Origin of the sequence: Streptosporangium becharense (assembly GCF_014204985.1) — a bacterium.
GTDB classification, from domain to species: Bacteria; Actinomycetota; Actinomycetes; order Streptosporangiales; family Streptosporangiaceae; genus Streptosporangium; species Streptosporangium becharense.
In genome coordinates, this window is sequence record NZ_JACHMP010000001.1 from 6,649,661 (window position 1) to 6,669,351 (window position 19,691).

The following is a 19,691-nucleotide window of genomic DNA, read 5'->3' on the forward strand; positions in this document are numbered from 1 at the left end:
TAGAACAGGTTTCGAGATTAGATCAGCATTCTAAACCGATACGGTAGGGGCCATGACTGCGAAGCTGGAGCGCCCCGACGTACGGGCACATGTGCTGCGCGCGGCGTTGCAGGCGGTCGACGAGGTGGGCCCCGACCGCCTGCGCGTGCGCGACATCGCCGAGCGGGCCGGAATGAGCAGCGGGCACGTCATGTACTACTTCGGCAAGCGTGACCGCATCCTTGTCTCGACGCTCCTGCTCAGCGAGGACGAACTGGCCGAGCGCCTGGTCACGGAGCTCGCGGCCGCGGGCGGCCCGGCGGAGGCGGTCGCCCGCCTGGTGGAGCTCTACCTGCCCGGCGGCCCTGGGGACGTCCGTTGGCGGCTCTGGGCCCAGGTCATCGCCCGTCCTCCGCAGGATGAGGAGACGCTGGCCAGGATCGCCGGGTTCACCGAGGCATGGGCACGCGAGCTTGCTGCGATCGTGGTCCGCGGGATGGGCGAGGGAGTGTTCCGCCCGGTCGACGACCCCGCCGGCCTCGCGATCCGGATGTGCCGGATCATGGACAGCCTCGCGGGGGACGTCCTGCTCGGATTGCCCGGCCGGGGCCCGGAATGGGCTCGTGACCAGGCCATGCGGGCCGTCCACCGCGAGTTGCTGCCCTGACCGGGCCGGGCCGCGCGGCCACCCGGCGGGAGGGGCTGTGGGGTCCGGCCGTGTGAGCTGCCCCGGCGGGAGGGGCCGCGGGACCGGGCCGCGCGGTCACCCGGCGGGAGGGGCCGCGACGGTCCGCCGAGGGTGCGAGCGACGCCCGCGACCAGTGGAGGACGTGGGGCTCGGCCGGACGGTCGTGGAGCAGAGGCCGTCACCCGGCACCGGGGAGACCCCGCAGAGGCCCGTGCGGGCACCGGGGGGACCCCGCGGAGGCCCGTGCGGGCGTCCGCGGGGTGAACCGCGGAATGGGTGATGCGGAGCCGGCGCATCAGTGCGCGTGAGCCGGTTCCCGCTCGGCGATGGGGGCCACGGATGCCGGGGGCACCCTCCGGAAGCGGTCTTTGACGCCCTCGACGATCGTGTAGAGGGTGGGGAGCAGGATCAGCGTCAGCAGCGTGGAGCTGGTCAGACCACCGATGACGACCACGGCCAGGGGCTTGGACAGGAAACCGCCCTCCCCGGTCAGGCCGGTGGCCATCGGCGTCAACGCGAGGATGGTCGCGAGTGCGGTCATGATGACCGGGCGGACCCGGTGCCGACCGCCCTCGACGACCGCCTCGCGGGCGCTCATGCCCTGCTCACGGTACTGGCGGACGAGATCGAGCAGCACGATCGCGTTGGTGACCACGATGCCCACCAGCATCAGCATGCCGATCAGGCCGGACAGGCCCAGCGGGGTTCCGGTGGCGACCAGCAGGCCAAGGGCACCGGTCGCCGCGAACGGGACGGACACCAGCAGCATGAGCGGGTGTGCCAGGCTCCGGAACGTCGCCACCATGATCAAATAGACGATCAGGATCGCCGCTCCCAGGGCCACGAACAGGCTGTTGAACGAGCTGGCCTGCTGCTGGCTGACCCCGCCGATCTCGGCGGCGGCACCGGCGGGCAGCGCCAGTGTGCCGAGGCGCTTCTCGAGCGCGCCGCTCGCCGTGCCCAGGTCCTCGCCGGTGAACTTGGCGCTCACCGTGGTGGCGCGTTCCCCGTCGATCCGGCTCAACCTGGTGGGGGCCGTCACGGTCTTGACCGTCGCCACGTCGTCCAGCGTGACGGTCCGGCCCATGGGGGTGGGGATCCGCAGGTCTCGTAGCGCTGCCAGGTCGTCCGCCGGGGCGTCGACCCGCAGGGACATCTCCCGCTCCTCGCTGTCGAGGGTGATGTCGGCGACCCGCTCGCCCTGCGTCACCCGGGCCACCGCCTGGATGATCTGTCGCTCGTTGAGCCCATGTGCGACGGCGGCCTTGCTGTCGATCCGCACGGAGATCTGCCGTGACGTGCCCGTGACACCGGACTTCACCTCCGAGGTGCCCGGAACCTGCCGCATGGCGTCGGCGACCAGCTCCGCCGCGCGCGCCAGCGTGGTGTCGTCCGGCGCGGAGACGGTGACCGCCAGGTCGTCGCCCAGGCCGCCCTGGTCACCCTGGACGCTCACCCTGCCGAGCTCCGGATCGGACGTGGTCAGCTCGGTGACGCGGACACGGACGGTCTCGCGCAGCCTCTTGACGTCGGTGTCGTCCTTCGCGGTGAGCGAGAACGTCGCCACCTGCCGTGCCCCGCCCGTGTCGGTGTTGTCGGGACCGACGGTGACCTGGTACGACTCCAGGCCGGGGGTGTCTTCCAGAACCTTCTCCACTGCCCGGGCCGCCTGGTCGGCTCCCTCCAGGCTGACGCCAGAGGCCAGCTCCTGGCGCACCTGGAAGGTGTTCTGCCCGGAGTCGCCGATGAAGTCGGTCTTCAGCTGGCCGACCAGGCCTCCGGTGAGCGCGAAGATCGCGATGGCGGCCAGCAGGGTGACCCAGCGTCGCCGTACGGCGAACCGGATGACCGGGACGTACAGGCGCTGGAGCAGTCCGTTGCGCTCCTTGGCCTCGGCTGCCTCGCGGGTCACCGCGTTCTTGGGCGCCTTGAGGAACCAGTAGGCGAGGACGGGGATCACGGTCAGCGAGACGAGCAGCGAGGCCATCAGCGCGATGCTGACGGTCAGCGCGAACGCCGAGAACAGGGTTCCGGTGATACCGCCGGTGAACGCGATGGGCAGGAAGACGGCCACCGTCGTCAGTGTGGAGGCGGTGACCGCCCCCGCCACTTCACGGGTGCCCGTGGTGACCGCGCGGAGCTTGTCCTCCCCGTAGTCGAGGTGACGCTTGATGTTCTCGATGACCACGATCGAGTCGTCGACGACCCGCCCGATGGCGATGGTCAGCGCACCGAGGGTCAGCATGTTGAGCGTGAAGCCGTTGGCCCACAGGCCGATGAGCGCGACCACCAGCGACAGCGGGATCGAGATGACCGTCACGACGGTGGAACGGAAGGAGAACAGGAAGACCAGGATCACCAGGGCGGCGAAGCCCAGCCCGAGCAGGCCCTCAGTGGTCAGGTCGCCGATGGACTGCTGGATGAACTCGGACTGGTCGAACGCGACGGTCAGTGTGGAGCCGGCACCCAGGGCCCGGGTGAGGCCGGGCAGCCGCTTCTTGACCTCCTCGGCGATGGCCACGGTGTTGCCGTCGGGTTTGGCCATGATCGCCAGACTGAGGCTGGGCCTGCCGTCGGTGCGGGTCAGCGACTCCGCGCGCTCCTCGACCACGCGGACGTCGGCGACATCGTCCAGCTTCACCCTCGGTGCCAGGTAGAGGCCGCGTACGTCGGCGAGCGAGTCGAAGTTCTCACCTATCTGGAGGGCGAGCGACTCGGTGTCGGTGGTCAGGGTGCCGGCGGGCACGACGGTGCCGCCGGAACCGAGCGCGACGGCGACCGCGTCGGCGGTGAGGCCGCGCTTGTTGAGCTCGCGCTGGTCGAGAAGGACCTCCACGGTCTCCGGCTGCCCGCCGCCGACCAGCACCCGGCTCACGCCGTCGATCGAACCCAGCTCGCCGGGCGCGAGATCCTTCAGCCGCCGTGCCAGCCGGCGCTCGTCGTCACCGGAGACCGCCAGGCTCATGACCGGGAACTCCGTCGAGGTGCCCGGGGCGACCTGCGGGGTGACGCGGTCGGGGAGCTGCGACTGGATCCGGCCGACGCGCTGCTGGAGGTCCTGGATGGCCTCGTCGACGTCGGTGCCGTGTTCGTACTCGATCAGGACGCTCGACAGGCCGCCGCTGGAGAAGGAGGTGACCTTCTGTTGACCGGCGCCGCCCTTGACGGCCTCCTCGATCTTCTCGGTGACGGCGCGTTCGACGATCTGTGGGGCGGCGCCGGGATAGACCGCGGTCACGCCCACCGTGGGCACGCTGAATGAGGGAAGCAACTCCTGCTTCAACGACATCGTGGCGATCGCGCCGAATATCAGCACCGCAAGCGACAGCAGGGCGACCAGTGCCCTGTTGGCGAGACTTATCCGGGTGAGAGCGTTCAATGGAATCCCCTCGGGAACGGTTGTCACCCCCTACCGTTCAGCTTCGGCACCGCCCCTCGATAGCGGCCAAGGTTGCGGCCCGAACCGACGAAAGTTGCACCGGCATCCGCTTTAGTTGACTGTTGCGACCCGGCGCTGGCTCCGTATGGGGGCAGTGGATAGCGTCGTCGCGTGAAGTGGAAGCCGAACCGGGCGGTCGTGGGTGATGTGGTGCTGGCGCTCGTCGTCGGCTGCGTGGGCGCGTGGTCCGGGCTGGTCGAGCCCGGCGGGCACGAGCCGCCGCTGTCACCGGCTGCCTGGGCGAACGGCGCCGCGCAGCTCGTCGCGGGCCTGGCCCTGGTCGCCCGGCGGCGCGCGCCGGCCGCGGTGGTGACATTGTGCGTCGTGCTGTGCGCGTTCGCGGCCACGCTCGCGGGCCCCTTCGCCGCCTACGCGGTGGGCCGCCACGGCCGGGGGCGTGCCCGCGACTGGAACCCGGTCATCGTCCTGGCGCTGCTCTTCGCCCGTCCGTGGACCCTGCGGCTTCCGCCGGTCGAGATCGTGTTCAACACGCTGACCACGTCGCTGCTGGTGCTCGCCCCGGCGCTGCTCGGCATGTGGCTGGCCTACCGGCGGCGGCTGATCCAGGCCCTGGCCGACCGGGCGGAGCGCGCCGAACGAGAACGGGAACTCATGGCGGAGCAGGCCAGGTCCGAAGAGCGGGCCCGGCTCGCCGGGGAGATGCACGACGTCATCACCCACCGGGTCAGCCTCATGGTGCTGCGGGCCGGCGCGCTGCGGACGATCGCCCACGACGAGGTGGTCCGCGAGGCGGCGGAGGAACTGCGCCAGGTCGGATGCCAGGCGCTGGAGGAGCTGCGTGACCTGGTCGGCGTGCTGCGCTCCGAGGAGACGTTCGGCTCGGCCCGCACCGCCGAACCTGTCGTGCTCGACCTGTCCGCCCTGGTCGAGGAGTCCAGGGCCGCCGGCATCGAGATCGACCTCACCGTGGTCGGTGTGCCCCATCCGGCGCCGCCCGTCGTGGCGCGGACGGCCTACCGGGTCGTGCAGGAGGCGCTGACCAACGTCCACAAGCACGCGCCGGGGGCCGCGGTCACCGTCCGGGTCGGCCACACCGGAGACCTGATCCGTCTCGCCGTGCGCAACGGCCCGGCCGGTGGTCCGGCGGGGATCACCCTGGGTGAGGGCGGCACCGGTCTCAGTGGGTTGCGCCAGCGCGTGGAGCTGGTCCACGGCTCTCTGCACGCGGGCCCCGCGGACGACGGAGGCTTCGAGGTCGAGGCGTCGTTGCCGATTCCCCCGGCCGTCTCCACGACGCGGGCGGTCTCCACGACGCGGGCGGTTCCCACGACGCGGGCGGTTCCCACGGCGTCCGCGGCTCCTGGCTCGGCGGACGCTCCCGTGACCCATGGTGTTCCGATCCCACCGGTCGTCTCCGCCGCCTGTGATGTCCTCGGCGCACCGGTCGGCCCCGCCGGAGAGGCGGTCCCGCAAGGAAGGCGGGGGCCGCGATGATCCGGGTGCTGATCGTCGACGACGAGCGGATGGTCTGTACCCAGCTGCGGACGATCCTGTCGGCGGCCGACGACCTCATGATCGTCGGTGAGGCCTACGACGGTGCCGAGGCGGTCGAATGCGTGATCCGCCACCGCCCGCACGTGGTGCTGATGGACCTGCACATGCCCGGCGTCGACGGGCTGGCCGCGATCGAGCACATCGCCCGTTTCCCCGCGCCGCCGAAGGTGGTGGTGCTCACCACCTTCGACCGCGACGGTTACGTGCTGCGGGCCATGACCCTGGGGGCCGCGGGGTTCCTGCTCAAGGACACCCCGCCGGAGGATCTGATCGGGCTGGTGCGCGTGGCGGCGGACGGCCACACCGTGCTCTCCCCGGCGGCCACCCGGAGGCTGCTGTCGGCCTCCGCCGGCCGCGACGCCGCCAGGGAGGAGGCGCTGGCCCGGATCGGCGAGCTCACCGACCGCGAGATGGAGGTGCTCGCCTGCCTCGGAAAAGGACTCTCCAACGCCCAGATCGCCCGCAGGCTCTTCCTCTCGGAGGCCACCGTCAAGAGTTACGTCTCCCGCATGCTGGTCAAGCTCGGCCTGTCCAACCGTACCCAGGCGGGTCTGCTCGCCTCGGATGCCGGAATCACCGCGACGGCCGAGGCGAACTGACCGGCTCCGGCGCGCGACCCGCGGGGAGCGCCGGAGGTGGCGCCTCCCGGATGTCAGGGGGCGACCCGCAGGACCAGCTTGCCCTGGGTGCGTCCTGTGGCGATCCGCTCGTGCGCGTCCGCTGCCCGCTCCAAGGGGAACACCTCCTCCACCTCGATCGAGACCTTCCCCGCGTCGATCAGCTCGGCGATCCGGGTCAGCGCGGCGCCGTCCGGCTCCACCAGGAACGGACGGGCACGCAAGCCCCTGTTCTCGGCCTCGCGGGTCAGCTCAGGGGAGACACCGGAGGGCACCGCGACGAGCAGACCGCCGGGGCGGAGTGTGCCGAGCGACCGGGTGCTGGTCGTGTCGTGCTCGTCGCCGACCAGGTCGATGACCACGTCCACGTCGCGCACCGCGTCCTCGAAGCGGGTGGCCGTGTAGTCGACCAGTTCGTCGGCGCCCAGGCCGCGCAGCCAGTCGTGTTTGCCGGCCCGGGCGGTGCCGATCACGTACGCACCCAGGTGCTTGGCCATCTGCACGGCCAGGTGCCCGACGCCGCCCGCGGCGGCGTGGACGAGCACACGCTGCCCGGCCCGCACCTCGGCGGCGTCCACCAGGCTCTGCCAGGCGGTGAGCGCGGCCAGCGGCACGGCGGCGGCCTGGTCGTGGCCGAGGGAACGCGGCTTGCGCGCGAACTGCCGTGAGGGTGCGGTGACGTACTCGGCGTAGGCGCCGGCCTGGCGGGGGAACCACGGCATGCCGTACACCTCGTCCCCCACGTGCAGGGTATGCACTCCGAAGCCGACCTCCTCGACGACGCCCGAGACGTCCCAGCCGAGGACGAAGGGCGGTTCGCCCAGGACTCCGGCCATGCCCGCCCCCGTCCTGGTCTTGACGTCGACCGGATTCACTCCGGCGGAGACAACGCGGACCAGCACCTCGGTGGGCAGCGGTTCCGGTCGTTCCACCTGCACGGGACGCAGCACCTCGGGCCCGCCGAAGGTGTCCTGGCTGATCGCACGCATGAGGGTCACGATGCTTCTCCTTGATCATCGCACCGGTTGCGTAAGGTGCACCGGTTGCCGGAAAACGTCGTTCGGGCTGGACAACTACGACGCGCCGGTCAATCAGCCGATGTTCACCGACGGCGTATCGGATGTCGTCGACGACGTGGCGACGCTACCGCGCGGTGGCCGGCGGCCTCCGAGGGTTTGGTGGAACCGGTGGGCTTCCCCATACGTGGGCTTTCCCGTACGGGCGAGTCTGGCCGCGCCGGGGCTTTCCCCTACGGGTGAGTCTGGGTGTGCGGGGGCTTTCCCTTACGGATGAGCCTGGCCGCGCCGGGGTGTTCCCTCCGCTGAGTCTGCCCGTGCCGGGGCGTTCCCTCCGCGCCGGCGGTGGAATCATGGGGGCATGGTGGAGCCGAGAAGCCGTTGGGCGGACATCACGGGTGGCGACGCGGGGGAGCGGTACGCGGCGAGGTTCGCCGCGCTGGCCGAGTCCGGAGCGGACGTCCACGGCGAGGCGCGGTTGTGCGCGGAGTTGGTGCCTCCGGGTTCCCGGGTGCTGGACGCCGGCTGCGGGACGGGCCGGGTGGCCATCCGGCTGGCCGAGCTGGGCTACGACTGCGTGGGCGTCGATCTCGACGAGTCCATGCTCCGGGTCGCCCGGCGGGCCGCGCCACGGCTTCTCTGGATCCTGGCCGACCTCGGGGCCCTCGACCTCAGCCTCTTCGGCTCCGGAGCCTCCCCGACCGTCCTCGACCCCGAGGCCCCAGTCCCCGGCCCAGTCCCAGCCCCAGGCCCAGTCCCTGGCCCCGGCTCAGTCCCCGGCCCCGGTGTCCGTTCCGCCGCCGTCTCCGATTCCGGCGCTCCGGGCCTCATCCCCGGCTCCGCTGTCCCCGGCTCAGGTGACTTTAGCTCCGGTGATTCCGGCCCGGCGGGCGTCAGGCCGTTCGACCTGGTCGTCGCCGCGGGCAACGTCATCCCGCTGCTCGCTCCGGGCACCGAGGCGCGGGCCGTCGCGGGCCTGGCCGCCCTGCTGCGGCCCGGCGGGCTGCTGGTCAGCGGGTTCGGGCTGGACGCCGCGCACCTTCCGCTCGCCTCTGCCCCGGTGGGGCTGGCCGACTACGACGCCTGGTGCGAGGCCGCAGGACTGACGCCGCTGCGCCGCCTCGCGACATGGGAAGGTGCCCCCTACGATGGGGGCGGGTACGCGGTCAGCATTCATCTGCGGGCCGCTGCCGGAGAGCTCTCCAAGAAATAGTAATTTCATCCCATGCGACTGGGCGTTCTTGATATCGGTTCCAACACGGTGCACCTGTTGGTGATGGATGCACACCGGGGGGCCCGGCCGCTACCGGCGTACTCCCACAAGGTGGAGCTGAGGCTCGCCGAGCACATGGAGGACGGTGAGCGGCTCTCGGCGCAGGGGGCGGCGCGGCTGCGCGAGACCGTCGAGGAGGCTCTGCGAATCGCCGAGGACAAGGGCGTCGAGGATCTGATGGCCTTCGCCACCTCCGCGATCAGGGAGGCGGTGAACGGTGAGGAGGTGCTCGCCCGCCTGCAGGTCGACACCGGCGTCGGGATCGAGGTGCTCTCCGGGCAGGACGAGGCGCGGCTGACGTTCCTGGCCGTGCGGCGGTGGTTCGGATGGTCGTCCGGACGGCTGCTGGTGCTCGACATCGGCGGCGGCTCGCTGGAGATCGCCTCGGGCATCGACGAGCAGCCGGACGTGGCGGTGTCGCTGCCGCTGGGGGCCGGTCGCCTCACCCGCGGCCGGTTCACCGCCGACCCCCCGCCCGCCGAGGAGGTCAGGACGTTGCGCAAGCACGTACGGGCGGAGATCGCCCGCACCGTGGGTGCCGTGTTGCGGTACGGGCAGGCGGATCACGCCGTGGCGACGTCCAAGACGTTCAAGCAGCTGGCGAGGATCGCCGGTGCCGCTCCCACGATCGAGGGGCCGAACACGCGCCGGGTGCTCCGGCACGCGGACCTGGTCGGCTGGACCGGCCGGCTGGCCACGATGGGCGTCCGGGAGCGGGCCGCGCTGCCCGGCGTCTCGGAGGGGAGGGCTCCCCAGCTGCCGGCCGGGGCGATCGTCGCCGACGCCACGATGGACCTGTTCGGCGTGGCGGAGCTGGAGGTGTGCCCGTGGGCGCTGCGCGAGGGCGTCATCCTGCGTCGGCTGGACGCGATGCCCGAACGGTGAAGTTTACCGAACCTTGAATCGGTAAGAGCGCATTGTTATGACAAGCGCTCAGCTGGAAGGCGCCGCGCGCAGAGCGGCGAACAGTCAGATACTGGACAGGCTCGCCCGCCTCGGCATGGCCTGCCGCGGAGTCCTCTACGGACTGACCGGGTTCCTGGCCCTGCAGATCGCCTTCGGTGGTGGGAGCGAGGGCAAGGAGGCCGACAAGACCGGCGCGATCGAGATGGTCGCCGAGCAGCCCTTCGGCACCGTGCTGCTCTGGCTCATGGTCGTCGGCTTCACCGCGCTGGCCCTGTGGCAGCTATCGGAGGCCGTGATCGGCCGGGGCCGGACGAAGGACCGGGTCGAGTCGGCGGCACGCACCGTGGTGTACGGGCTGATCGTGGCCACCCTGCTCAGCCTGCTGCTGCGCGGCGACTCGGGCGGCTCGACCGACGAGCACTCCAAGGACCTCACGGCGATGCTGATGGACCTACCCGCCGGCCAGCTCCTCGTGGGCCTGGTCGGGCTGGGCCTGGTCGGGCTCGGGGCCTACTGGATCCACAAGGGGTGGAAGAAGAGGTTCCTGCAGGACCTGCAGACCGGTCAGATGCCCCCGCGAGCGCGGGACCTGGCCGAGAAACTGGGAATGGCGGGTTACCTCGCGCGTGGAGTGATCGCCGCAGTGGCCGGAGTCTTCGTCGTCCAGGCCGCGCTGACCTACGAGCCCGACCGGGCCAAGGGCATCGACTCGACGCTGCGCTCGCTGGCGGACACCCCGGCAGGGCCGTGGCTGCTCGGCGTCGTCGCGATCGGCCTGCTCCTCTTCGCGGGCTACTGTTTCTTCGAGGCCCGCTGGCACCGGATGTGACAGATAGGGATATAAGGGACGGCAGGTGCGGTAATGCACATTGGGGCTATTATGGCAAGACCCACCTGCCTGCCCTATAAGTGACGTTATTCATACTTTTCCGTGACATCTTCTTCGGTGAGCCGAGCGTCTTTTCAGACGCACGGCAGCATCGGAGGGGGCGGCGTATGGAGTCATCGGAGTACGGCGACGGGGAATGGGCGCTCCGCCTGGCGGGTGCCCCGGACCAGGTGGCCAGAGCCCGCCGTCTGATCTCGATGACCCTCGGTCGCGACCACCCCCTCCACGACGACTGCGTCCTGTTGACCAGTGAGATCGCCACCAACGCGGTCGTCCACTCCCGTTCGGGGGACGGCGGGGTCTTCACCGTCACCGTGGTCTGCTCCGCGCGGAGCGTGCGGGTGTGCGTCCAGGACGAGGGCTCGCCGCAGGTCCCGTGCGTCTGCCACACCGACCCGGACGCGACGGGCGGTCGCGGCCTGCCCCTGCTGGAGGCGCTGTCCCACCGCTGGGGGCTGGTCAGGGAGGGGGGCTCCAACCGGGTCTGGTTCGAACTCGTGCTGGAACCGGCCGTCGTCCGCACGCCCAGGCTGGCGGGCGTCAGGTGACGTCCTCCGCCATCCGCAGAACGCGGCCGCCAGGACGCAGCCATCCGCAGGACACGGCCCCATTGATCTCCGCAGCCCGGAGCCCGGCCTCTCGGAGCCCGGCCTCCCGGCGACCGGCGTGAGTCATCCGTCCGCCGCGCCTCACGCCTGCGGGCCCGCCCGCTCCGCGACGCCCAGGGCCCAGTCCAGGGTCCGCTCCTCGACGAACTCCCTGCCGTTCTCGGCGCCGACGATGAGCGCGGCGAGTTGCGGGAGGACCTGGGGCCACGCGGCCAGGCCGATGACCCCGAAAAGCACGGAGGCGGCCTGATCGCGGGGCATCCCCAGACGCCGGCCGAACTGCTCGACCTTCTCCCGGTACCTGGCCGCGCGTGCCGAGGCCGGATCGGCCGGGCAGGCGTTCTCCAGTGCCTCCCACTGCAGCAGGCGCAGGAATTCGGGATGGTCGCGATGGTAGCGGGAGACCTGCCCGACGTACTCGCGGAGCAGAGCGCCGGTCTCGCCCTGCTCACCGTCGGGCAGGGTGACGATGGCCAGGAGATCGTCAAGGGCGTCGTCGACGACCGCCGCGAACAATCCGTCCTTGTTGCCGAAGTGGCCGTAGATGCGTTGCTTGTTCACGCCGGCGGCGGCGGCGATCCGATCCACCCGGGCTCCCGCGAGGCCATGGGCGGCGAATTCACCGCGGGCGGCGTCCAGCAACGCACGCCTGGTGGATCGGGGACCTGGCATGCCGACGAGTCTAGGAGCCGGCCCCCACCCGGGCAACCAACCGGATGGTTGTCAACCAACTAGATGGTTGGTACGGTCCGGGCATGCCCCCAGCCTCCTCACCGGTGGACACCTCCTCCCCGGCGATCCCCTCGACCGGGGAGTCCGTCCCGTTCGGACGCACCACCGTGGCTCTCGCGTTCACCGCCCTGGGGCTGCTGACCCAGCTGTACGGTGTGATCCCCCTGCTCGGTCACATCGGGACCACCCTGTCGGTCTCCCCGAGTTCGGCGGCATCGGTCCAGAGCGTGTTCGGGTTCGCGTACTCGGTGGGCTTCATCCTGTGGGGCGTGGTGGTGGACCGGCTCGGTGCCCGGCGGGTGATGCTCTCCGGGCTGGCGCTGCTGATCCCGGTGACCTTCGCCGCGGGGCTCGCACCGACCCTGACCTGGGTGCTGGTCGCCCGCGCCGCGCAGGGGCTGCTCTCGGCTGCGTTCGCGCCGGCGGCGTTCTCCTACCTCGGCAGCCGCGTCGAACCCGGCAGGCGGGGCCTGGCCATGACGGTCCTGACCAGCTCCTTCCTCGCCGCGGCGGTGATCGGGCAGGTGTTCGCCCAGGCGGTCGGCGTCTGGCAGGGATGGCGCTGGTTCTTCTTCACGAGTGCCGGTTTCCTCGCCGCCGCCGTCATCGCCACAGCCCTCGTCCTCAGAAGGGATCCGCCCGTCGCCCCCGCGCCGGGCAACCCCTTTGCCCCGCTGGGCCGGCTCGTGACACGCCGGCGCTTGCTGGCCTTCCTTCTCGCGACACCCGCCGTCCTCGGCCCGTTCGTGGGCCTGTACACGGGTATCCAGCTTTCCGGCCTCATCCCGCAGGACGCGCTGCTGGCGCTGCGGGCCAGCGCGCTGCCCGCCCTGATCGCGGCGCCGTTCGCGAACCGGTTCCTCTCGAGGGTCCCGCCGGCCCGCCGCCTGCTCGCCGCGTTCACGGTCGCCGCCGTGGCCGGTGCCGCGCTCGCCGTCCTGCCCGGATCGGTGTGGACGGTGGGCGTCTGCATGTTCGCCGTCGCGCTCACGGTCTCGGTCGCGGCTCCGGCGATGATCGAGGTCGTCATGCCGCTGGCGCTGCCCCATCGCGGGGCGGGAACCGCGCTCTACACGTTCACCCTGTTCGCCGGGGCGAGCGTCGCCCCGCAGCTCGTCGGCTCCCTGGAGCTCGGTCTGAGCCGGACGGCGCTCGTCTCCGCGGCCGTGTTCGCCGCCGCGGGGGCGATCGTCGCCGTCGTGTCGCGCACCCGCCCGCCGGCGGCCCGCCGGCGGGTTCGGCCGCCGGCGGGCGGGGCGGTCAGCCGATGACCTCGATCTCGAAGACGCGGGCGACGTCGAGGGCGTTGCCGGAGGGGTCGGTGATGAGCAGCCGCACCTGGTCGGCCTGGACGTCACCGGCGTCCACGGTCACCGTGCCGGAGGTGTTGCCCGTGACGCGGCCGATCTCCTGCCACTGGCCGTCGACGCGGGCCTCGACGGTGAAGTCGCGCAGCACGTCGGTGCCCGGGACGGGTGCGCGGGTGTAGCCGGTCTGCACCCGGACCCGGTCGATCGCGGCCGGAGAGCCGAGGTCCACGGTGATCGTCGGCGCCGTGTCGCCCTGGGCGGAGATCCACCGGCTGGCGTCGGTGCAGAGGCCGTCGACAGCCTTGTCGCCGCCGGTGTCGGCGCGCAGGGCGGAGGAGACCGTCACCTGGGCACCGAGTGCGAGGTTCGTGCCGGTCGGGTCGCCGCCCAACAGCTCCTGGGTGATCTGCGGGAACGTCTTCCCGGTGACGGGGCCGCCGGCTCGGGGCACCGACGCGTGCCAGAGTCCGCCCCGGCCGCCGTCGGCCAGCGGCGCGGTCACATAGAGCACGTCGGTCCCGCTCGGGTGCGGCAGGGCACGCAGCCGCTGCAGGTCGCGCTGGGGGTCGCCCACGGTCGTGAACCGCCACGGGCCTCCGGAGGCCGCCCGCTCGGCCACCACCACCTGGCTGCGGACACCGCCGCACCCGGTCGCCTGGGCGACGAAGTAGATGCGGGTCTTACCGGCGGAGTGGGTGGCGTCGATCGCCGCCGACGTCTCGACGGCGGGGCCCGCCTCGGTCCGGTCGGCGACGGTCTCGCGGGTCCACGCCGAGCCGTTCCAGGTGGCGTAGCGCACGTCGAACCCGGCGAAGTTGCCGCCGCCGGTCGCCGGACGATAGCGGTAGGCGATGCCGTGCAGCCGGTTCCCCTTCAGGGCGATCTTCGCGGTCTGCATCGCCGGGCTCTCCGAGGTGATGGTCTCGCCTTCGGCGTAGGGCTGGTAGACCACCGGCTCACCCGCGTCGGGCGTCACGGGCACGGTGCGCTCGGTGCCGCTCACGTCACGGAAGGAGCCGTCGGCCGGGTTGTAGACCAGGTAGGAGCCCAGGTGACGCAGGGCACTGGCCGGCCACGGGCCCCACTCCCACAGGATGTGCACCCGGCCGCGCGGGTCCACCTTCAGGTCGTCGGGGTAGAAGGAGTGCCCGTTCGCCGAGGCGATCACCGCGACCCGGCTCCAGGCGTGCGTGGCGGTGTCGAAGCGGTACAGCCGGCCGCTGCGCCTGCCCAGGGTGTCCTGGTCGGTGCGGACCATCACGTAGGCGTCGCCGTCGCCGCCGCGCACGGTGACTGGGTAGGTGAAGCGCGACTCGCCGTCGGGCATGTCCGCGGAGGCGTCCACCAGGGAGGTCACGTCACCGGCCCGGGTCGTGCGGTAATAGCGCCAGGGGTGGTTGTGCATGGAGACGAAGGCGTGGATGTGGCCCTCGCCGTCCACCACGATGGACGGCTGGTTGTGCCCGACGTCGTCACCGTAGGCGACGCACGCCCCGGCGGCGGTCCGCAGGCAGCCGCTGGTCCAGGTGCCGTCCGTCCCGCGTGCCGCGACGTGCACCTCGTGTTGCCCGGCGGCCGTGACGGGGGCGTTGTAGGCGAAGTACGTCACGCCCTTGAACCGGTCCAGGGGACGCCACCATCCGGCCTGGTTGGAGGTGTCCACGGGGAAGGGGAGCTTCTCCACCGCCGGGGCGGGCGCCCGTCCGGCCTGCCGGTCGGGTGCGGCCTGGGCGGTGGCCGGGAGCGCCGCGCAGGCCAGGCCGGCGAGCGCGACCGCGGTGAGGGCGGTCCGGGTGCCCAGACCGCTCCTCCGGCGGGAAACGGGCGACGGCATCGAATGGGAAGGCGACGGACGTGATTCGGGGGGTGTCATGTGCTGCCTTTCTTCGGTGTTCATCGGGTGCCGGCCGGAAGGCGGTGCATCGAGCCGGGAAGGGGGCGGGCCGGTGGGCGTGCCCCGGGTGGGAAGGGGGACGGGCCGAGGGCGTGCCCCGGGTGGGGCGGTGGGGTACGGGTCGGGCGGATGCACGCCGCGCGGGGCGGGGTGGCGCGGGTCAGGCGGATGTGCGCAGTGCGGAGAGCAGCGCGGCGACGCGGCCGGGCGTCTCGGCGGCGGGGCCGCGGGTCAGCTCGCCGCCGATGCCGACGGCGGCGGCCCCGGCGGCGATCCACTCGGGCGCGGTGGCGGCGCTCACGCCGCCGGTGGGGACGAGCGGGGCGTACGGGAGGGCCTGGAGGAGGTCGCGCAGGCTGCCGGGGGACGACTGCGAGGCGGGGAAGATCTTGACCAGGTCGGCCCCGTGTTCCAGCGCGGTCAGGACCTCGGTGGGTGTGGCGGCTCCGGCGACCACGGGCACGCCGTGGCGGTGGGCCGACCGGATCACGTCGGTGCTGAGCGTCGGGCAGACCAGGAAACGTGCTCCGGCCTCGATCGCGGCCCCGGCCTGCTGAGCGTCCAGGACGGTTCCCGCGCCGACGAGCGCCGCACCCCCCGCCAGCCGCCGGATCGCGCTGAGCGCCGCGGGCGTCGACAGTGAGACCTCGACCGAGTGGAGGCCGGCCCCGATGAGGCGGGTGCCGAGCTCGGCCGCGGTGTCGGCGTCCGGGGCCCGGATGATGCCGATCACCCGGTCGGAGACGACGCGCTCGGCGAGACGCCAGCGGTATTCGGCCATGGAGCTGAACCTCACTCTGCTCGGTCAGTGAAAGGGCGAAAAAGAATAGAGAAGATCAAAAGGATTAAAAGTGTACGAACGGGCATGGAGTGTCCCCGAGGGGAGAGAACAGGGGTGGGGAGGGGACGGGCGGACAGAGGGGGATCCGCCCGTCTCCGCACCCGGGGTCCGGGCCAGGGGGTGGCCCGGACCCCGGCGATCAGGAGACGACCCGCACTGTGGCCGTCCTGGCGAAACCGTCCAGGCCGTAGCGAACGGTGATCGTCTGGCCGGGGCGGATCTGCAGCCGCCCGTCGTCCGCGCGGACGGTTCCGGCGTCGGTGGGCAGCGTCCCCGTGAAGTCCCGTGAGCTCCTGCCCGCCTCCGTGACGGTGAGCGTCTCGTCGTCGCCGCCGGAGGTGGTCACCCGCACCGTCCCGGTCTCCGCCGTCGCCGCGTCGAGGTTGAGCGCCGCGCGCAGCCGTACGGAGAACGGCCGGCCCGGCGCCACCGCCGCCGCGCGCAGGCTCGTCCGGTCGGCGGACAGCTGGGCGAGGCTGGCGTTCCACGCGCTGTTGAACGCCACCCAGCCCTCGGTGTAGCCGAGGTCGGCGTCCGGGTCGTAGGGGTAACCGGCCTCCTTGGGCGAGCCGTCGAGCACGCCGCGGACCTCCTCCAGCTCGCCCGCGCCCTTACCCGGCGGATACTCCTTGGGCCAGCCGCGCTCCACCCCCTCGAAGCCGTCCGCGGTGGCGGCGTCGTGCGAGAAGTGCGCGTCGGCGGGGTTGCGGCCGAAGACGCCGTCGACGTGCGAGGCGGCGATCCGGCGCAGCGTCCTGGCGACGGTCGCGTCACCGACGACCCCCGCCGCGGCGAGCGCGGCGGCGGGCAGGCCCGCGACGTTGCCCGGCTCGTTGAACTCGGGGATGATCCACAGGTCGGCCGAGTACTTACGGAAGTCCCACATGTTGGCCGAGCGGGCGACCACCACGTCGGCCCACTGGCGGATCTTGGCCGCCAGGCCGGGCGGCGCCGCGTCCGGGTGGTTGCGCAGGAGGTAGACGAGCGAGGTCACCGTCACGTGCTCGCTCATCCGCTGGCCCTTGGTGGTGGCGGGGTCGTTCCAGTCGAGGTTGTCCACGATCCACTTCGCCTGCGCGGTGGCCGAGGCCAGGTAACGGCCGGGGTCGGGGAGCCCGTCGCGCTTGGCGACCTCGTACATCATCAGGTTGGGCACGATCGAGTGGCCGGGCGGGAACTGGCCCTTGCCGGTGCCGACGACCGTGTAGGTCTGGAACAGGTCGGCGGTGTGCGCGATGTCGTACCAGTTCCACCGCCTGCGGTCCGGGTCGCCCCACAGGCGCACCAGGTGGTCGCGGGCCTTGACGTACTGCTCGCGCGGGATCCACCGCGAGAAGTGCGGGTAGGCGTGGACGAACCAGGCCAGCTGCTCCTTGAGCAGGTCGTGGTTGACCTGGCCCTGCAGGTAGAGGTCCACCCCCCAGTTGACCAGCTTGGCGATCTCCGGCGCGTCGGGGGTCGTGGGGATCGCCAGCCCGTCGTAGCGGCCGGTGCCCGGTGTGCCGGTGAAGGCGTCCGGGTTGGCCAGGTACATGGAGATCAGACCCTGCAGGGAGAAGGAGAACTGGTGGTCGTCCCGCCAGGCGACACCGGTGTTGCCCCGGTTGCAGTGGTTGCCCGCGGGGTCGGTGAAGACCAGTTCGGTGGCGTCGCCGTGCGCGCAGCGGCTGCCCACCATGAAGTCGATCGCCCGCTGCAGGGAGACGCGGTAGGTCCAGTTCGCCCCGATCCCGAACGGGTGCGAGGTGCCGGTCCCGGCCGCGGTCCCGGTGACGGTGATCACGTACGGGCCGGGTGCGGCGGGGTCGAAGGCGGTGAAGTCACCGGCGCCGCCGGTGACCGTGCCGCGGAACAGGACGGTGGATGAGCCCTCACGGGTGACGGTGAACGGGCTGCCGTCCTCGGCGCGTGGCGCGGTGAAGCGCTTGGAGGCGCCCAGGTCGTAGCCGCTCTGGTTGACGAGCACGTCCTGGGAGGGCTTCGTGGAGCGCAGCCGTACCGCGTCGGCACGGGTCACCTTCCCCGCGGTGCGGGCGGTCACCGTGACGGTGAGGGACGTGCCCGCAGCGAGCCGCACGGTGCCGACGGTGTGCCAGGCGTCGCCGATGGCGGCCTGGTTCACCGTGACCGGGGTGCCGCCGTCCCAGGAGTAGGTGACGGCGGGGTCGTTGACGTCGGCGGAGCGGGGGATCCACACGCCGAGGGTGTACTCGCCCTCGGCCGGGGCGGTGAGGGTCCAGGAGGCGGTGGCACCCACCTCGCGGGTGAAGCGGGTGGTGCCGTCCAGGTAGCCGGTCCGCTGGGCCTGCGTCCAGGCGCCGGTCTCGTGGTATCCGGGGTCGCGGGTGGTGGAGACGGTCGCGGCGACGGCACCGGGTGCGGACGCCGGGGCCGCGAGAGCGGCGGAGACGGGGGCGGGGGCCACGAGAGCGGCGGAGACGGGGGCGAGGGGTGTGACAGCGGCGGCGGAGGCGGGGGACGTGGCGGCGAGGACGAGCGGTAAGGCGAGCGCGCCGGTCAGCGCGCGTGCGAGCATGGACATGAAGCACCTCTGTCGTGACGGGCAGGAGGGTGTTCAGGGCCGCCCGGCGGGTGCGGCGTCTCGTGCGGAATGGCGGTTCCGCGGGGAGGAGCAGCCCCTGCCGGGCGGTCCGCGGCCGTTACTTCTGCAGCGGCTTGGCCGTCTCCGCGGCCTTGGCCAGCGCGTCCTTCGCCGGAGACTGCCCGACCAGCACGGCCTGCACCTGCTCGGCGATGGCCGTCTCGATCTGGCCGTAGCCGGCGTAGCGCCAGAACGGGTTCTGGCTCGCGGTCTTGGTGATCTTCTCCGTCCACTCGGTGGTGAAGGTGTCCCCGCTGACCTTGGGGTCGGCGAGCCCGGCCGTGGTGGTGGGGGGCATCTTCACCTTCTCGAAGAAGGTGGCCGTGGTCGCGGTGTCGGAGGTGGCGTGCAGCGCGAAGTCCGACGCCGCCTGGGAGCCCTCGCCCTCCACCACGACGATCACATGACCCCACAGCAGCGCCTGCGGGGCGTCACCGGCCTTGAGCACCGGGCGGGCCAGCGGGACCATCTTCTCCGTCAGCGACTTGTCGGCGGCCTGCGCGGACACCACACCCCTGGCGATGATCGCGTCGTCGTAGAAGGCGGCCTTGCCCTGGGAGAACAGTGCCCGCGCGTCGAAGCGGTCCACGTCCGGGGCGATGAGCTTGTCGTCGTAGAGCTTCTTGTACCACTCGACGGCCGCGACCGAGCCCTCGTCGCCGATGGTGATCGTGTCGCCCTCCAGCAGCGGGCTGCCGAACGTCCGCATCCACGGCAGGATGTCCTTGAGCTGGGCGGCCTTGGTCGCGGCGGCGTACGGCACGACGCCACCGCCGAGCGCCTTGACCTTGCGCAGCGCCTCCTCGAACTCCTCGACGGTGACCGGCATCTCCTTGACGCCGGCCTTCTCCAGGATCTCCTTGTTGCCGATCAGCCCGATGGAGCCCGTCGTCCACGGCAGGCCGTACTGCTTGCCGCCGAGCTGGCCGCTCTTGATCGCCGCCTCGGTGTAGCCGCCCTTGGCCGCCTGGGCACCCAGGTCGGTCAGCCGGCCCATCGCCGCGAGCGCACCCAGCCAGGCCACGTCGAGCTGGATCGCCCCGCTGAGCTGCCCGCCGCGCAGCTTGAGCGTGATCTGGTTGAGGTACTCGTTGTACGGGAAGGACGCGGTCTTGATCGTGACCTTGTTCGCCGTGGCGTAGGCGTCCACGATCGACTGCACCGCGGCCTTCTGCGCCTCCTCGTTCAGCGACCACGAGGTGAAGGAGAAGGTCTTGGCCGCCGCGTCTCCGCCCGCGGCCGGGGCGCCGCCCGAGGCGTCGGGGGCACAGGCGACCAGGGCGGAGGCCCCGGCGGCTCCGGCGGCGAGGCCGAACAGACGCAGCGCGTCACGGCGGCTGAGGGTGTTCATGGTGTCGCTCCTTGGGGTGACATGGGGGGTG

At 71.9% G+C, this 19,691-nt stretch carries 15 protein-coding genes; 8 read left to right on the plus strand and 7 right to left on the minus strand.

Annotation, left to right across the window (positions count from 1 at the left end):
- Positions 1-52 precede the first annotated feature (52 nt).
- Complete coding sequence (locus tag F4562_RS28965; protein ID WP_184548071.1) at positions 53-646, plus strand: TetR/AcrR family transcriptional regulator; 594 nt, start codon at positions 53-55, stop codon at positions 644-646.
- 316 nt (positions 647-962) lie between these two features.
- Here F4562_RS28965 and F4562_RS28970 read toward each other — a convergent pair whose 3' ends face one another.
- Positions 963-4,046 (minus strand): efflux RND transporter permease subunit, encoded by a 3,084-nt coding sequence (locus F4562_RS28970; RefSeq protein WP_184548070.1) that lies wholly within the window; start codon positions 4,044-4,046, stop codon positions 963-965.
- 171 nt (positions 4,047-4,217) lie between these two features.
- Between F4562_RS28970 and F4562_RS36495 the strand changes: the two genes are divergently transcribed.
- Together F4562_RS36495 and F4562_RS28980 are read left to right on the plus strand one after the other, a co-directional pair.
- Positions 4,218-5,561 carry a sensor histidine kinase gene (locus F4562_RS36495; RefSeq protein ID WP_221207870.1) on the plus strand — a complete coding sequence of 448 codons (1,344 nt, stop codon included), beginning with the start codon at positions 4,218-4,220 and terminating at the stop codon, positions 5,559-5,561.
- Positions 5,558-6,220, plus strand: a complete 663-nt coding sequence (locus F4562_RS28980; RefSeq protein ID WP_184548068.1) for a response regulator — start codon at positions 5,558-5,560, stop codon at positions 6,218-6,220. Before F4562_RS36495 ends, F4562_RS28980 begins: the two co-directional genes overlap by 4 nt.
- 53 nt (positions 6,221-6,273) lie before the next feature.
- Here the strand turns inward: F4562_RS28980 and F4562_RS28985 are convergent, their stop codons facing one another.
- Positions 6,274-7,227, minus strand: coding sequence for an NADP-dependent oxidoreductase (locus F4562_RS28985; RefSeq protein ID WP_184548112.1), 954 nt, complete (start codon positions 7,225-7,227; stop codon positions 6,274-6,276).
- Positions 7,228-7,615: 388 nt separating this feature from the next.
- Between F4562_RS28985 and F4562_RS36015 the strand changes: the two genes are divergently transcribed.
- The 4 genes from F4562_RS36015 (at position 7,616) to F4562_RS29005 (ending at position 10,870) form a co-directional block, all read left to right on the plus strand.
- Positions 7,616-8,467 (plus strand): methyltransferase domain-containing protein, encoded by an 852-nt coding sequence (locus F4562_RS36015; protein ID WP_184548066.1) that lies wholly within the window; start codon positions 7,616-7,618, stop codon positions 8,465-8,467.
- 12 nt (positions 8,468-8,479) lie between these two features.
- Positions 8,480-9,412: a Ppx/GppA family phosphatase gene (locus tag F4562_RS28995; RefSeq protein WP_184548064.1), complete on the plus strand. Its 933-nt coding sequence runs from the start codon at positions 8,480-8,482 to the stop codon at positions 9,410-9,412.
- A 37-nt stretch (positions 9,413-9,449) separates the two neighbouring features.
- Positions 9,450-10,262, plus strand: coding sequence for a DUF1206 domain-containing protein (locus F4562_RS29000; protein ID WP_184548061.1), 813 nt, complete (start codon positions 9,450-9,452; stop codon positions 10,260-10,262).
- 167 nt (positions 10,263-10,429) lie between these two features.
- Positions 10,430-10,870, plus strand: a complete 441-nt coding sequence (locus F4562_RS29005) for an ATP-binding protein (RefSeq protein ID WP_184548059.1) — start codon at positions 10,430-10,432, stop codon at positions 10,868-10,870.
- A 141-nt stretch (positions 10,871-11,011) separates the two neighbouring features.
- Here F4562_RS29005 and F4562_RS29010 read toward each other — a convergent pair whose 3' ends face one another.
- On the minus strand, positions 11,012-11,602 hold the full coding sequence (locus F4562_RS29010; RefSeq protein WP_184548057.1) for a TetR/AcrR family transcriptional regulator: 591 nt from the start codon (positions 11,600-11,602) through the stop codon (positions 11,012-11,014).
- 83 nt (positions 11,603-11,685) lie between these two features.
- Between F4562_RS29010 and F4562_RS29015 the strand changes: the two genes are divergently transcribed.
- Entirely contained in the window at positions 11,686-12,933 is a 1,248-nt protein-coding gene (locus F4562_RS29015; RefSeq protein ID WP_184548055.1) for an MFS transporter, read from the plus strand.
- On the opposite strand, the gene F4562_RS29020 is transcribed toward F4562_RS29015, so the two are convergent.
- The 4 genes from F4562_RS29020 to F4562_RS29035 all read right to left on the minus strand — a co-directional run bounded on the left by F4562_RS29020 (position 12,923) and on the right by F4562_RS29035 (position 19,660).
- Positions 12,923-14,806: a BNR-4 repeat-containing protein gene (locus tag F4562_RS29020; protein WP_184548053.1), complete on the minus strand. Its 1,884-nt coding sequence runs from the start codon at positions 14,804-14,806 to the stop codon at positions 12,923-12,925. The genes F4562_RS29015 and F4562_RS29020 overlap by 11 nt on opposite strands.
- A gap of 220 nt (positions 14,807-15,026) precedes the next feature.
- The gene (locus F4562_RS29025) at positions 15,027-15,647 is read right to left on the minus strand and encodes a bifunctional 4-hydroxy-2-oxoglutarate aldolase/2-dehydro-3-deoxy-phosphogluconate aldolase (protein ID WP_184548052.1); all 621 of its coding nucleotides are present in this window, start codon (positions 15,645-15,647) and stop codon (positions 15,027-15,029) included.
- Between the two features lie 199 nt (positions 15,648-15,846).
- Positions 15,847-18,249 carry a golvesin C-terminal-like domain-containing protein gene (locus F4562_RS29030; RefSeq protein ID WP_184548050.1) on the minus strand — a complete coding sequence of 801 codons (2,403 nt, stop codon included), beginning with the start codon at positions 18,247-18,249 and terminating at the stop codon, positions 15,847-15,849.
- 118 nt (positions 18,250-18,367) lie between these two features.
- Positions 18,368-19,660: an ABC transporter substrate-binding protein gene (locus tag F4562_RS29035; RefSeq protein WP_184548048.1), complete on the minus strand. Its 1,293-nt coding sequence runs from the start codon at positions 19,658-19,660 to the stop codon at positions 18,368-18,370.
- Positions 19,661-19,691 lie beyond the last annotated feature (31 nt).

What these genes read in the sequence shown, in the direction of transcription:
- F4562_RS28965 (WP_184548071.1), top strand. Translation starts at nt 53, where the DNA reads ATGACTGCGAAGCTGGAGCGCCCCGACGTACGGGCACATGTGCTGCGC.
- F4562_RS28980 (WP_184548068.1), top strand. Translation starts at nt 5,558, where the DNA reads ATGATCCGGGTGCTGATCGTCGACGACGAGCGGATGGTCTGTACCCAG.
- F4562_RS28985 (WP_184548112.1), bottom strand. Translation starts at nt 7,227, where the DNA reads ATGCGTGCGATCAGCCAGGACACCTTCGGCGGGCCCGAGGTGCTGCGT.
- F4562_RS36015 (WP_184548066.1), top strand. Translation starts at nt 7,616, where the DNA reads ATGGTGGAGCCGAGAAGCCGTTGGGCGGACATCACGGGTGGCGACGCG.
- F4562_RS28995 (WP_184548064.1), top strand. Translation starts at nt 8,480, where the DNA reads ATGCGACTGGGCGTTCTTGATATCGGTTCCAACACGGTGCACCTGTTG.
- F4562_RS29000 (WP_184548061.1), top strand. Translation starts at nt 9,450, where the DNA reads ATGACAAGCGCTCAGCTGGAAGGCGCCGCGCGCAGAGCGGCGAACAGT.
- F4562_RS29005 (WP_184548059.1), top strand. Translation starts at nt 10,430, where the DNA reads ATGGAGTCATCGGAGTACGGCGACGGGGAATGGGCGCTCCGCCTGGCG.
- F4562_RS29010 (WP_184548057.1), bottom strand. Translation starts at nt 11,602, where the DNA reads ATGCCAGGTCCCCGATCCACCAGGCGTGCGTTGCTGGACGCCGCCCGC.
- F4562_RS29015 (WP_184548055.1), top strand. Translation starts at nt 11,686, where the DNA reads ATGCCCCCAGCCTCCTCACCGGTGGACACCTCCTCCCCGGCGATCCCC.
- F4562_RS29020 (WP_184548053.1), bottom strand. Translation starts at nt 14,806, where the DNA reads ATGCCGTCGCCCGTTTCCCGCCGGAGGAGCGGTCTGGGCACCCGGACC.
- F4562_RS29025 (WP_184548052.1), bottom strand. Translation starts at nt 15,647, where the DNA reads ATGGCCGAATACCGCTGGCGTCTCGCCGAGCGCGTCGTCTCCGACCGG.
- F4562_RS29030 (WP_184548050.1), bottom strand. Translation starts at nt 18,249, where the DNA reads ATGTCCATGCTCGCACGCGCGCTGACCGGCGCGCTCGCCTTACCGCTC.
- F4562_RS29035 (WP_184548048.1), bottom strand. Translation starts at nt 19,660, where the DNA reads ATGAACACCCTCAGCCGCCGTGACGCGCTGCGTCTGTTCGGCCTCGCC.